We start from the raw sequence: 13,260 nt of genomic DNA on the forward strand, positions 1-13,260 counted from the left end.
TGCCGGTGGGAGGAGGCCCGTGCGGGGCGGCGGGAGTGGCGGCGGACGTCAGAAGAGCGAGGTGGCCGAGAAGCGCAGGACGAGTTGAGGTGCTCCGGACAGCACGATGCCGAGGACGGCGGCGAGCGCGATGGCCGCCGTGAGCGGGGCGGGCACCCGGTGCCTCTCGGGTTCGGCCCCGGCTTCGGGTGCCCTGAAGAGCAGAGCCGTCCACTGGAGGTAGTAGAAGAGCGCGATCACCACGTTGACCGCCATCACCACGGCGAGCCAGCCCAGCCCCGCGTTGACGGCCGCGGAGAAGACGGTGACCTTCGCGAAGAGGCCGATGACACCCGGTGGCAGGCCCGCCAGGCAGAGCAGGAAGAAGGCCAGCAGCAGGGCGGCGAGCGGGTTCGACGTGTACAGGCCGCGGTAGTCGGCGACACGGTTCAGGGCCCTCGCGCGGCCCACGAGCGCGGCCACGGCGAAGGCGCCCAGGTTGACCGCCGTGTACATCAGCGCGTACGCGACGGTGGAGCCGATCGCCTTCTGCGCGTCCTTGGCGTAGGCGGCCGCGGCGATCGGCACGAGGAGGTAGCCGGCCTGGCCGACGGAGGACCAGGCGAGCAGGCGTACGGCGCTGTACGCGCGCGTGGACTGCTGCCGCAGCGCCCCGAGGTTGCCGACGGTCATGGTGAGGGCGGCCAGCACGGCGAGCGCCGGACCCCAGACGTCGGCGTAGGACGGCAGGGCGACGACGGTGACGAGGATGAGGCCGGAGAAGCCGACCGCCTTGCCGACGACCGACAGGTAGGCGGCGACGGGCAGCGGCGCGCCCACGTAGGTGTCGGGCACCCAGAAGTGGAAGGGGACCGCGGCGGTCTTGAACGCGAAGCCGACCAGGGTGAGGACCACTCCGGTCTGGGCGAGCGTGTGCAGTTGCCCGTCCACGTGCTGGATCCGGTCCGCGATCCGGGCGAGGTAGAGGGTGCCGGTGGACGCGTACACGAAACTGACGCCCATGAGGCTGACGGCGGTCGCGGTGACGGAGGAGAGGAAGAACTTCAGGGCCGCTTCGGAGGACCTCCTGTCGCCGTACCGGATGCCGACCAGGGCGAACGCGGGCAGGGAGGCGACCTCCAGGGCGACGATGAGGGTGGCCAGGTCGCGGGAGGCGGGCAGCAGGGCGGCGCCGGCCGCCGAGGAGAGGAGCAGGAACCAGTACTCCCCTGCGGGGATCCGCTTCTCGGAGTCCTTGAGGGTGGTGATGGACACGAGAGCCGCGAGGAAGGCGCCGCCGAGGACGAGGAACTGGATGACGAGGGTGAAACGGTCCGCCGTGTAGCTGCACACGTGCGGGTCGCCTGTCAGGCAGAAGGTGGCGCGGTCCTTGCCCAGGAGGGGCAGCAGCGTCAGTGCGGCGGTGGCGAGCCCGGCCAGGGAGATCCAGCCGAGGAGTGCCTTGCGCTCCTCGGCGAGGAAGAGGTCCGCGATGAGGACGGCGAGGGCGACGAGGGCCGCGAGGGCGGGCGGCGCGATGGCCAGCCAGTCGACGGACTGGACGAGGGAGCTCATCGGGTGCCTCCTGCGAGGAGCTGCTGCACGGCCGGGTCGGTCAGGCCGAGGAGGGCCCGGGGCCACAGCCCGGCGACGACGGTGAGGACGACGAGCGGTGTCCAGGCCGCGAATTCGTACCTGTGGACGTCGGCGAGGGCGGGAGCCTCGGACGGTGCGTCACCCATGCACACTCTGCGCACCACAAGGAGCATGTACGCGGCGGTGAGCAGGGTGCCGAACGCGGCGATGCCCATGAAGGTGAGGAAGGCCGGGCGGCTGAGGTCCGCGGCGGGTTTGAAGGCGCCGAACAGTGCCAGCATCTCGCCCCAGAACCCGGCCAGGCCGGGCAGGCCGAGCGAGGCCACGGCGCCGAAGGCGAGCAGTCCGCCGAGGCGAGGCGCCCTGCCGTAGAGGGCGGCGCCGGACCGGTCCGGTGCGGCGGAGCCGCTCGTGGCGGGGCCCCGGTCGGGCGCCGGGAGGGCGAGGGTGTCGAGGTCGGCGCTTCCGGTGCGGTCCTTGAGGGCGCCGACCAGGAAGAAGAGGAGGCCGGTGATGAGGCCGTGGGCGATGTTGGCGAACAGTGCGCCGTTCACTCCGGTCGGGGTCATCGTGGCGATGCCGAGCAGGACGAAGCCCATGTGGCCGACGGAGGAGTAGGCGATGAGGCGTTTGAGGTCGCCCTTCGCCCCGCGCCGGGCGAGGGCGAGACAGGCGAGGGAGCCGTAGATGATCCCGACGACGGCGAACGCGGCGAGGTAGGGCGCGAAGGTGTGGAAGCCGTCCGGCGCGACCGGCAGGAGAATGCGGACGAAACCGTACGTACCCATCTTCAGCAGGACACCGGCCAGCAGGACGGAGCCTACGGTCGGGGCCGCGGTGTGGGCTTCGGGCAGCCAGCTGTGCAGCGGCCACATCGGCGTCTTGACGGCGAGCCCGAGCCCGACCGCCAGTACGGCGATGACCTGCACGGACGCGGTCAGTGAGCGGCCGTTGTCAGTGGCGAGTGCCACCATGTCGAACGTGCCCGCCTTGAGTCCGATCAGGAGCAGGCCGAGCAGCATGACGACGGAGCCGAGCAGGGTGAAGAGGATGAACCGCCACGCCGCCCGGGTCCGCCCCGCACCGCCCCAGCGGGCGATGAGGAAGTACATCGGGACGAGGACGGTCTCGAACGCGAGGAAGAACAGCAGCAGATCGAGGACGGCGAAGGTCGCGAGGGTGCCGGACTCCAGGACGAGCAGCAGGGCGACGAAGGCCTTCGGGGAAGGGCCCGCGGGCATCTTGAAGTAGGAGTGGAGCGCGCAGAGGAAGGTCAGCAGCGCGGTCAGGACGAGAAGGGGGAGGGAAATGCCGTCGATGCCGAGGTGGATCCGCACGTCGAGTGCGGGGATCCAGCTGATGTCGGTGGTGGCCTGCATCTTCGACGGGTGGTCGTGGTCGAAGCCGAGCGCCAGGGCGATCGCCGCGATGAGGACGACGCCGGTGACCGTGACCCCGTGCCGCAGCACGGCCTGCTCCGGTGACTTCCCCCGCAGCCCGGGTGGGGCGGGCAGGAGGGCGGCGAGCGCACCGATGAGGGGCACGACGACGATGAATGCCAGAAGGAAGCGCATCACGGACTCACTGATATCGATCACGCCTGCTCACGCTCCCGTGGCGAAGAGGAGGACGGCCACCGCCAGGACGACGGTGCCTGCGAGCAGCGCGCTCACATAGGTCTGCACATTGCCGGTCTGGGCACGCCGTACAGCGGCCCCGAGCAGGCGGGGTAGGGCTCCGGCTCCGCGCACGTACGTCTCGACGACCTCCCGGTCCAGGAACCGGACGAGACCGGCCGCGGCCAGCACGGGCCGGACGAAGAGCGTGTCGTACACGGCGTCCAGGTGGAAGCCGGCGGCGGCGTGGCGGTGGAGCGGGCCGAGCAGCAGCTGGCCCGGATCCGCCGGGTCGGGGGCGCGGGCGATGTCGCCGTAGGCGGCTGTGTGGCTCGCGATGGCCTCGGCTTCGACGAGTGCGGCGTCCGCGTCGGGGTGGGCGGCGACGGCGCCCAGGGGGACCCGGGCGGCGAGCGCGGTGGTGTGCCGCCAGGCGCCGTAGGTCATGAGCGCCCCGACGAGGGCGAGGCCCGTGCCGAGGACGGCGGTCGTCAGCTCGGGTGCCAGGGAGCGGCCGTCGAACCAGTCGGGCAGGACGCCGTAGGTGAGGCCGAACGCGAGCGAGGGCAGGGCGAGCACCCACAGCACCGCGTTCATGACGAGGGGCTGCCTGCCGTGGTCTGGGGCCTCGGTGCCGTGGCCCCGGAAGGCGAGCAGCCACAGACGGGTCGCGTACGCGGAGGTGAGCAGGGCGGTGAGCATGCCGGCGACGAGGACGATCCAGCCGGCGGCGCCGGGGGCGTGCTCGGTGCGGCCGGTGGCGGCGTGCTCGGCCGCGCCGAGGACGGACTCCTTGGAGAAGAAGCCGGCGAACGGCGGGATCGCGGCGAGCGAGAGCAGCGCCACGGTCATCGTCCAGTAGGCGTCGGGCACGCGGGCGCGCAGGTCCTTCATCCGGGACATGGCGGCCAGCGAGTTGGTCCCGGCGGCATGGATGACCACACCGGCGCCGAGGAACAGCAGCGCCTTGAAGGCGCCGTGGGACAGGAGGTGGAAGACGGCGGCGTCGCGGTCGCCGACGGCGAGGGCGCCGGTCATGTAGCCGAGCTGGCCCATCGTCGAGTAGGCGAGGACGCGTTTGATGTCGTCCTGGGCGAGCGCGGCGAGCGCCGAGCCGGCCATGGTGACGGCCGCTAGGACGGCGAGGACGGTCATCGCGGCGGCGGAGGCCTGGAAGACCGGGAGGAGACGGGCGATGAAGTAGACACCGGCCGCGACCATGGTCGCGGCGTGGATCAGCGCGGAGACGGGTGTCGGGCCCGCCATGGCGTCGGGGAGCCAGGTGTGCAGCGGGAACTGCGCCGACTTGCCCGCCACTCCTGCCAGGAGCAGCAGGGCGACGAGGGTCGGATGGTGCAGGCCGCCGCTCGCGACGGCGCCGAGGACCCGGGTGATGCGGAAGGAGCCGGCGTCGGTGCCCAGTGCGAACAGGCCGATCAGGAAGGGGACATCGCCGAGCTTGGTGACCAGGAAGGCCTTGATGGAGGCGGCGCGGGCCTCGGGCGTCTCCCAGTAGTGGCCGACGAGGAAGTAGGAGCAGATGCCCATGACCTCCCAGCCGACCAGCAGGACGATCAGGTCGCCCGAGTAGACGACCAGCAGCATCGCGGAGGTGAACAGGGAGACGAGCGCGGCGTACGAGGCGTAGCGCGGGTCGTCGCGCAGATAGCCGGTGGAGTAGATCTGCACGCAGGTGGCGACCACGCCGACGAGGACGGCGACCAGTGCTGCGAAGCCGTCGACGTGGAGGGCGAGGTCGATCGGGACCGAGCCGGTGGGAGTGAGTTCGGTGGCCGAGTCGATGGCCGCGCCGCCGCCCTGGCGTACGGCGACCAGCACGGCCAGCGCGAGCGAGACCAGGCTGGGCAGGACCGCCAGCGGGCGGACGAAGCCGGGGGCGGTGCGGCCCAGCAGCAGTCCGGCCGCGGCGCCGAGGAAGGGAAGGAGGGGGACGAGTACGGCGAGGGTGGTCGTGGTCACGCGGTGGCCTCCGCCTTCTCACCCGCGGCGGTGTCGCTGTCGTGGCCCTCGGCGGTGTCGCGGAGGGCGTCGATGTCCGAGGTGCCGCGGTTGCGGTGGACGGCGAGGACGATCGCGAGTCCGATGCCGATCTCGGCGGCGGCGATGGCGATGGTGAACAGGGTCAGGGCCTGGCCGGAGTGCAGTGTGTCGCGGGCGGTCCTGCTCAGCCAGACGTCGAAGGCGACGAGGTTGAGGTTGACCGCGTTGAGCATCAGCTCGACCGACATCAGGACGAGGATCGCGTTACGGCGTGCCAGGACGCCGTACAGGCCCGTGCAGAAGAGGAGGGCGGAGAGCACGGCGGGATAGGCGAGATGCATCAGCGCACGTCTTCCTTCTCGCCGCGCGCCACCGCGCCCGACGGTGTGCCCGCGGTGGTGGCCGCCTCGCTCTTCGCCTTGCGGGAGAGGACGATCGCCCCGACCAGGGCTGCCAGCAGGAGGACGGACAGGGCTTCGAAGGGGAGGACCCAGTACCGGAAGAGACTCGCGCCGGTCACCTTGGTGGAGCCGGAGGCGGGGCCCACGAGGTCGATCCATGTGGTGCGGAACGCGTCGACGACCACCCACACCAGGGCTGCCGCGGCGGCGCCGGCCACCGTCAGGGCGGCCCAGCGGTTGCCGGAGTCGGCGTCCGGGGAACGGCCGATCGGGGCCTTGGTGAGCATCAGACCGAACAGCAGGAGGACGACGACGGATCCCACGTAGATCAGGACCTGCGTCCACGCGATGAACTCGGCGGTGAGCAGCAGGTACTCGACGGCCAGACCGCCGAGGGTCACCACGAGCCACAGGGCGGCGTGCACGAGGTGCCTGGTCGTGACGCTGACGAGCGCGGCACCGAAGGTGACCAGGCCGACGAGGACGAAGACGATCTCGACACCGCTCGGGGAGAGGAAGCCGTGCGTTTCGGTGACGGCCGCGGCCGTCACCGCGAAGGCGGGACTCACGACGCTCCTTCCTGCGAACCGTGGGTCGGTCCGGTGGGCCCGGTCGGTGTGCTCGGTGCAGTCGGTGCGCTTGGTGCGGTCGGCTCGGCCTGGGCCGCGGCGGCCAGCTTCTCCGCGGTCTTGCGGGCGGCGGCGAGTTCCTTGGGCTCCTCGGCACCCGGATCCAGCGCGGGCGGAGGGGGAACGGTCCACATCCACTCACGGAGCTTGTCGCGCTCGTGGGTGAGGTCGTGGATGTCGGTCTCGGCGTACTCGAACTCCGGTGACCAGAACAGGGCGTCGAAGGGGCAGACCTCGATGCAGATACCGCAGTACATGCAGAGGGAGAAGTCGATGGCGAAGCGGTCGAGCACGTTGCGGCTGCGCTCCCGGCCGCCGGGGGTCGCGGCAGGGACCGTCTCCTTGTGGGAGTCGATGTAGATGCACCAGTCCGGGCATTCGCGGGCGCACAGCATGCAGACCGTGCAGTTCTCCTCGAACAGCCCGATGACACCTCGGCTGCGGGGCGGAAGGGCGGGCTGGGTGTCCGGGTACTGCTCGGTGACGGACTTCTTCGTCAACGTGCGCAGGGTGACGGCAAGACCCTTGGCGAGCCCGGAGCCGGGGATCGGCAGGCGGGACATCAGGAGATCACCACCTTGACGATGCCGGTGAGGGCGATCTGGGCGAGGGAGAGTGGGACGAGGAGGGTCCAGGAGAACTTCTGGAGCTGGTCCTCGCGCAGGCGGGGGTAGGTGACACGCAGCCAGATCACGACGAACGCGAGGATCGCGGTCTTCAGGAGCGTCCAGAGCCAGCCGAGGCCGTCGGCACCCCAGGGTCCGTGCCAGCCGCCCAGGAAGAGAACGGTGGTCAGGCCGCACAGCACGACGATCCCGGCGTACTCGGCGAGCAGGAACAGGGCGAAGCGCAGACCGGTGTACTCGGTGTACGCACCGAAGATGATCTCCGAGTCGGCGACGGGCATGTCGAAGGGCGGGCGCTGCAACTCGGCCAGCCCCGCCACGAAGAAGACGAACGCGCCGACGATCTGCCACGGCACCCACCACCACGCGAAGGCGTCGAGGATGCCGGGGAGGGAGACGGTGCCCGCCGCCATCGCGACCGAGGCCGCGGCCAGCAGCATCGGGAGCTCGTAGGCGAGGAGCTGCGCGGCGGTACGGAGGCCGCCGAGCAGGGAGAACTTGTTGGCGGACGCCCATCCCGCCATGAGGGAGCCGAGGACGCCCACGCCCATGACGGCCAGGACGAAGAAGATGCCCGCGTCCACGGCCTGGCCGACGGCGCCCCTGCCCGGGCCGATCGGGATGGCGAGAAGGACGAGGAGGTACGGCAGCAGCGCGACGGCGGGAGCCAGCTGGAAGACACGGCGGTCGGCGCCCGACGGGACCACGTCCTCCTTCTGCGCGAACTTCACGCCGTCGGCCACGAGCTGCGCCCAGCCGTGGAAGCCACCGGCGTACATCGGGCCGAGGCGGCCCTGCATATGGGCCATGACCTTGTGCTCGGTCTGGCCGACGATCAGGGGGAAGGAGAGGAAGACGACGAACACGGCGAGGAGTCGCAGGGCGACGTCGAGAGCGTCGTTCACCGCGTGCCTCCGGGGTGGTCGTGGGGGTCGGGGACTTCGTCGTCGGTGGTGTCACCGGAGTCCGGGCGCTCAGCGGGGGTCGCGGGACCGGGAGGGGTGTCCGCCGGCTCGGCCACTGGCGCTTCGGCCGGCGCGGACTCCGGCTCGGCGGCCTCGGCGGCTGTGGGGGGGACCGCCCCCTCGGCGTCGGCGTGCCCGGGCTCGTCGTAGGCCGGGCGGGCATGGTGCCAGGGGGCGTCCGAACCACGCAGGGGCGCCGTTGGTTCGGGCTGCGGCTGAGCGGTCGTGCCCTCGGCGGGCTCGTCGGCGTCGGCACGCGTGCCCGCGCGCTGGGAGGCGGACCCCTGCGAGGCGCTGCGCGCACGGCGCGGACCGGTGGCGGGAGCGGCGGAAGAGGCCCCCGTCCCCGCTTCTCGCGTGCCTTCCGCGCCTCGCGTGGTCTCCGTGCCCGTTCCTTCCGTGGCCTCCGTGGCCTCCGTGGCCTCCGTGGCCTCCGTGCGCTGCGAGGCCGATCCCCCGGACGCGCTGCGGGCACGGCGCGGGCCGGACGAGGCCGCCTCGGGCACGCCACCGCTCTCCGCTCCGCGCTGGGAGGCGGACCCCTGCGAGACGCTGCGCGCACGGCGGGGCGCGGGACGCGCCTCGGTGGGCTCACCCGCGGCGGGGGCCTGCGTCGCCGAGCCCTCCGTCGCCGTACGGGCGCGACGCACCGGCCGGTCGCCCGCCGCCCGGGCGGGGCGGGCGGGAGCGGGGGGAAGCTGCCCCTTGAGGGGGCCCCACTCGTTCGGGTCGGGCACGCCCGGAGGCAGCATCTGGCGGCGCTTGGGGCCGCCGTGGTCGGACTCGCCGGGCTCCTTGGCGCCGGGCCATGCCTTGGCGACGCGGGCCGCCAGCACGAAGTCCTTGCGCAGGGGATGGCCTTCGAAGCCGTCGGGCAGGAGCAGGTGGTCCAGCGACGGGTGGCCTTCGAAGGCGACACCGAACATCTCGTGGGTCTCACGCTCGTGCCAGGCGGCCCCCGCGTAGACGTCCACCGCCGACGGCAGAACGGGGCTCTCGTGCGGCACCGTCGTACGCAGCAGGAGCCGGCGCAGCGGGGACAGGGCCACCACGTGGGCCGAGACGCGCAGGCCGGTGCCCGGTTCGTCGACCGCGCTCAGCCAGTCGAAGTACGTGCAGCCCAGGGTGTCGCGGGCGGTCCGGAGGGCCGTGATCCAGTGCCCCGGCGGCACGTCGACCGTGAGGACGTCGTACGACTCCTCGGCCGTGGCCTGCGCGCCGAAGAGCTCCTCGGCGGACGCGGGCAGCCAGCCTGCCGCGGTCATCGCGCCACCCCCGGACCCGAATCCCGCCCCGGAGCCGACGGCGTGGACGGCGCGGACGGCGGTGGGACCAGGCCGCTGCTCAGGGCGGCGGTGGAGGGCCGGGACACGCCGTACCGCTCGCCCAGCGATTCCCGCGCGATCTTCTCCTGGAGCTTGAGGATGCCCTGGAGCAGCGCCTCGGGGCGGGGCGGGCAGCCGGGGACGTACACGTCCACCGGGATGATCTGGTCGACGCCCTTGGTGACGGAGTACGAGTCCCAGTACGGGCCGCCGCAGTTCGAGCACGCTCCGAAGGAGATGACGTACTTCGGCTCGGGCATCTGCTCGTACAGGCGCTTGACGGCCGGGGCCATCTTGTCCGTGACCGTGCCGGACACCACCATCAGGTCGGCCTGGCGCGGACCCGGCGCGAACGGGATCACCCCGAGCCGGATGAAGTCGTGCCGGGCCATCGACGCCGCGATGAACTCGATCGCGCAGCAGGCGAGACCGAAGTTGAAGACCCACAGCGAGTAGCGGCGGCCCCAGTTCAGGACCACCTTCATCGGCTCGGGCGCGAGGCGCGAGAGCATGCCCAGCGGCTTCGGCTCCGCGACCGCGGGTGCCGCGGGTGCCGCGGGTGCCGCAGGAGGCACGTCGGGAGTCGAGGGGTTCACGTCCATGTCAGGACGCCCTTCTTGTATGCGTACAGCAGTCCCACGGCCAGGAAGCCGAGGAACACGAACATCTCCACGAGGGTGGCGGCCCCGAAGCGGGGATCGGCGAAGACCGTCGCCCACGGGAACAGGAAGATCGAGTCGACCGCGAAGATCACGTACAGGAAGGCGTAGACGTAGTAGCGGACCTGTGTGTGGGCCCAGCCCTCGCCGACCGGGTCGACACCGCACTCGTACGTCAGGAGTTTCTCGGGGGTGGGCACGACGGGGCGCAGCAGGCGGCTCGCGCCGAACGAGACGGCGACGAAGAGGACACCGACGACGGCGAGCAGCCCGACGACGGAGTAGGAGTCGAAGTAACCCGCCGCGACGACGTCGCCCGCGCCCACCGCGTTCACGGAGTGCGCGGCGCTCCTCACGTTCCCTGTCTCCGCCATGACGATGACGGCGGTCGGATCCGGCACGTCAGCCCCTCGCTCCCTGACCTCGTGACCCTGGTGAACATGGTGTTCGACGTTCTGTACGCACGGGAGTCTAGGCCCTGCTAAAGAGAGGGTAAGCAGCCCGTCGCGCCTCGGGACGCCCCGGTGTTCCCCGCGCGACCCCCGACCCCGTGCCCTCGGCGGGCCCGCGTCCGCTTCGCACGGGCTCCCGAGGGGTGGGGTTAGCCCCCGTGGGACCCGGCGGCCCGCCTCATGGCGGCACGGGCCACCGCAAGGGCACGCTGGCGTACATGACCGAACGAGGCCGGAAGCCATGACGAAACACATCGCGGGAACCGACCGCGCCGCCAGACCCGACGCTCCGGACGACGAGAGCCCGCCCGCGCTGCGCTTCGCTCTGGACGGATACACCTGGCGGGAGATCACGTATCTGCTCGCGAATCTCCCGATGGGCCTGGTGGGCTTCGTCTACGTCATGACGGTGCTGCTCACGGGGGCGTGCCTGACGGTGACCGTGATCGGGTTCCCGCTTCTGGCGGCCGGGCTGCTGGGGGCGCGCCAGTGGGGAAGGCTGGAGCGGGCGCGGGCTAGGGCACTGCTCGGGGTAGGGGTGCCGGAACCGACTCCGCTGCCGTTGCGCAGAAGCGGGGGGCCGCTCCCCCGGTTGTGGATGGCGCTGAAGGATCCGGTGGGCTGGCGGACGGCGCTGTACGGCTTCGTCCGGCTGCCCTGGGGCGTCGCCACGTTCACGGTGACGCTCGTGTCGCTCTTCGTCCTGTGGCCGGTGCTGCCGTTCATCGCGCGGGGGCTGACCCAGGTGGACAGGGCGATGGTGCGCGGTCTGCTGTCCCCCTCCGACGAGTTGGAGCGTCGGATCGCGGAACTGGAGTCCGGCCGGGGGGTGGTCGTGGACACGGCCGCGGCGGACCTGCGGCGTATCGAGCGGGATCTGCACGACGGGGCGCAGGCCCGGCTGGTGAATCTGGCGATGGGGCTCGGCCTGGCCAAGGAGAAGCTCCTCGAGGACCCGGACGCGGCCGCGGCGATGGTCGAGGAGGCGCATGGCGAGGTGAAGCTGGCGCTGCAGGAGCTGCGGGATCTCGCCCGCGGCATCCATCCGGCGGTGCTGACCGACCGCGGGCTGGACGCGGCGCTCTCGTCCGTGGCGGCGCGCTGCACCGTGCCGGTGGGCGTCACCGTGGCCCTGCGGACGAGACCGGCCGCGGCGATCGAGGGCATCGCGTACTTCACGGTCTCCGAGCTGCTGCAGAACATCAGCAAGCACAGCGGTGCCCGCTCGGCCTCCGTCGACGTGTGGCGCGCTGACGCGCGGCTGCTCATACAGGTGCGGGACGACGGCCGTGGGGGCGCCCGCCTCGACGGCGGCAGCGGAATCGCCGGGCTCGCGGAGCGGCTGAGCGCGGTCGACGGCGTCTTCCTCGTCGACTCCCCGGTGGGCGGGCCGACGACGATCACGGCGGAACTGCCTTGGAGGGACCGGGAGGACGAGTCCCGCCCGAGGTGAGGCACGGCCCGATCAAGCACGGCCCGGCACATGGAGGTGGGGATAACCCCCGGGCCAAGACGCCGACGCGCTCCATGGCCCGGCGGACGCGGGCACAGCAAGGTGGAGGTACGAAACGGCGCACCCGCCCCGCGGGGGCCGGCGCCGGCAGGGTTGACGAGGGGACGGACGACGCCGATGACCACGCAGTACGGCCAGGGATACGGAGAGTGGGAAGGCCCTGGACCCCAGGGTTCCGGAGCGGGACCGCGCCGGCTTCCGGCCGCGCTGCGGGCGCCGCTCGACAGACGCAGCTGGGGTGAGCTCTGCTACCTCCTGCTCAATCTCCCGCTCGGGATCATGATGTTCACCTACGGCGTCACCATGCTCTCCGTCGGCGCCGGCCTGCTGGTGACGTTTCTCGGCATCCCGGTCCTGGCGGCGGCGCTGGCGGGCTGCCGTGGCTTCGGGGTGCTGGAGCGAGCGCGGGCGCGGGCACTGCTGGGGCTCGAGGTGGCCGATCCGGAGCCGCTGCGGACGAGGCGGCCCGGGGCGCTCGCCTGGATGGGGGCAGCGCTCAAGAGCGGAGCGTCGTGGCGGCATCTGCTGTACACGGTGGTGCACTTTCCGTGGGCGGTGTTCTCCTTCGGTGTGGGGATCAGCTTCTGGCTGACCGGCTGGACGATGGTCACCTATCCGCTGTGGTTCTGGGTGTTCCCGATGTACGCCGGTCGCGGCGGGCTTCAGTTGTACGGCGGCCAGGGGCACGAGATCTATCTCGACAATCCGTTCGAGATCGCGGTGACCGCGCTGGTGGGGCTGCTGATCGCCCTGGCCACTCCGTGGATCGTCCGGGGGCTGACCACCGTGGACCGGCTTCTGGTGCACGGGCTGCTCGGTCCCTCACGGCTGGCGACACGGGTCGTGGAGCTGGAGTCGGACCGCGGGACGGTGGTCGACACGGCGGCGGCGGACCTGCGGCGCATAGAGCGCGATCTGCACGACGGGGCGCAGGCTCGGCTGGTGAGCCTGGCGATGGATCTGGGGCTGGCGAAGGAGAAGCTGGCGGAGGACCCGGGGGCGGCCGCGCGGATGGTGGACGAGGCGCACGGAGAGGTGAAGACGGCTCTCAGGGAACTCCGGGATCTGGCACGGGGCATCCATCCGGCGGTGCTCACCGACCGCGGGCTGGACGCGGCGCTCTCGGCGGTGGCCTCGCGATGCACCGTCCCGGTGCAGGTGGAGGTGGATCTGTCCGCGCGGCCGGCACCGGCGATCGAGGGCATCGCCTACTTCACGGCCTCCGAGCTGCTGCAGAACGTCAGCAAGCACGCCAGGGCGACGCGGGCGACAGTGGACGTGTGGCGGGTCGAGGACCGGCTGCTGCTCCAGGTGGCGGACGACGGGGCGGGCGGTGCGGACGCGTCCGCGGGATCCGGGCTGGCGGGGCTCGCGGAGCGGCTCGACGCGGTGGACGGGGTCCTGGTGGTGGACTCCCCGGACGGGGGGCCGACCCGGATCACCGCCGAACTGCCCTGGCGGTCCGCCTGACAGCGGTCCGCCGCGGGGCGGCGTCGGC

At 72.0% G+C, this 13,260-nt stretch carries 12 protein-coding genes; 2 read left to right on the forward strand and 10 right to left on the reverse strand.

Annotated features, from left to right (window positions below):
* Nucleotides 1-48: 48 nt before the first annotated feature.
* From AB0C59_RS01135 to AB0C59_RS01180, 10 genes are read right to left on the reverse strand one after another with little or no spacing between them, the layout of a single operon-like run.
* Entirely contained in the window at nucleotides 49-1,554 is a 1,506-nt protein-coding gene (locus AB0C59_RS01135; protein ID WP_363000013.1) for an NADH-quinone oxidoreductase subunit N, read from the reverse strand.
* Nucleotides 1,551-3,173 carry an NADH-quinone oxidoreductase subunit M gene (locus AB0C59_RS01140; protein ID WP_363000014.1) on the reverse strand — a complete coding sequence of 541 codons (1,623 nt, stop codon included), beginning with the start codon at nucleotides 3,171-3,173 and terminating at the stop codon, nucleotides 1,551-1,553. Before AB0C59_RS01140 ends, AB0C59_RS01135 begins: the two co-directional genes overlap by 4 nt.
* Nucleotides 3,174-3,179: 6 nt before the next feature.
* On the reverse strand, nucleotides 3,180-5,171 hold the full coding sequence (locus tag AB0C59_RS01145) for an NADH-quinone oxidoreductase subunit L (protein WP_363000015.1): 1,992 nt from the start codon (nucleotides 5,169-5,171) through the stop codon (nucleotides 3,180-3,182).
* Nucleotides 5,168-5,533 (reverse strand): NADH-quinone oxidoreductase subunit NuoK, encoded by a 366-nt coding sequence (gene nuoK / locus AB0C59_RS01150; RefSeq protein ID WP_363000016.1) that lies wholly within the window; start codon nucleotides 5,531-5,533, stop codon nucleotides 5,168-5,170. The genes AB0C59_RS01145 and nuoK overlap by 4 nt, the downstream gene beginning before the upstream one ends.
* Entirely contained in the window at nucleotides 5,533-6,162 is a 630-nt protein-coding gene (locus AB0C59_RS01155) for an NADH-quinone oxidoreductase subunit J (protein WP_363000017.1), read from the reverse strand. Before AB0C59_RS01155 ends, nuoK begins: the two co-directional genes overlap by 1 nt.
* Nucleotides 6,159-6,785: a 4Fe-4S binding protein gene (locus AB0C59_RS01160; protein WP_363000018.1), complete on the reverse strand. Its 627-nt coding sequence runs from the start codon at nucleotides 6,783-6,785 to the stop codon at nucleotides 6,159-6,161. Before AB0C59_RS01160 ends, AB0C59_RS01155 begins: the two co-directional genes overlap by 4 nt.
* Nucleotides 6,785-7,753, reverse strand: coding sequence for a complex I subunit 1 family protein (locus tag AB0C59_RS01165; RefSeq protein WP_363000019.1), 969 nt, complete (start codon nucleotides 7,751-7,753; stop codon nucleotides 6,785-6,787). The genes AB0C59_RS01160 and AB0C59_RS01165 overlap by 1 nt, the downstream gene beginning before the upstream one ends.
* Nucleotides 7,750-9,078, reverse strand: coding sequence for an NADH-quinone oxidoreductase subunit C (locus AB0C59_RS01170; protein WP_363000020.1), 1,329 nt, complete (start codon nucleotides 9,076-9,078; stop codon nucleotides 7,750-7,752). Before AB0C59_RS01170 ends, AB0C59_RS01165 begins: the two co-directional genes overlap by 4 nt.
* Nucleotides 9,075-9,740: an NADH-quinone oxidoreductase subunit B family protein gene (locus AB0C59_RS01175; protein WP_363000021.1), complete on the reverse strand. Its 666-nt coding sequence runs from the start codon at nucleotides 9,738-9,740 to the stop codon at nucleotides 9,075-9,077. The genes AB0C59_RS01170 and AB0C59_RS01175 overlap by 4 nt, the downstream gene beginning before the upstream one ends.
* Nucleotides 9,731-10,171: an NADH-quinone oxidoreductase subunit A gene (locus tag AB0C59_RS01180; protein WP_363000148.1), complete on the reverse strand. Its 441-nt coding sequence runs from the start codon at nucleotides 10,169-10,171 to the stop codon at nucleotides 9,731-9,733. Before AB0C59_RS01180 ends, AB0C59_RS01175 begins: the two co-directional genes overlap by 10 nt.
* Nucleotides 10,172-10,490: 319 nt before the next feature.
* Here AB0C59_RS01180 and AB0C59_RS01185 point away from each other — a divergent pair, with 319 nt between their 5' ends.
* Nucleotides 10,491-11,702: a sensor domain-containing protein gene (locus tag AB0C59_RS01185; RefSeq protein ID WP_363000022.1), complete on the forward strand. Its 1,212-nt coding sequence runs from the start codon at nucleotides 10,491-10,493 to the stop codon at nucleotides 11,700-11,702.
* Between the two features lie 177 nt (nucleotides 11,703-11,879).
* Nucleotides 11,880-13,232 (forward strand): sensor domain-containing protein, encoded by a 1,353-nt coding sequence (locus tag AB0C59_RS01190; RefSeq protein WP_363000023.1) that lies wholly within the window; start codon nucleotides 11,880-11,882, stop codon nucleotides 13,230-13,232.
* Nucleotides 13,233-13,260: the final 28 nt, after the last annotated feature.

Source organism: Streptomyces sp. NPDC048664 (assembly GCF_040650555.1).
GTDB lineage: Bacteria > Actinomycetota > Actinomycetes > Streptomycetales > Streptomycetaceae > Streptomyces.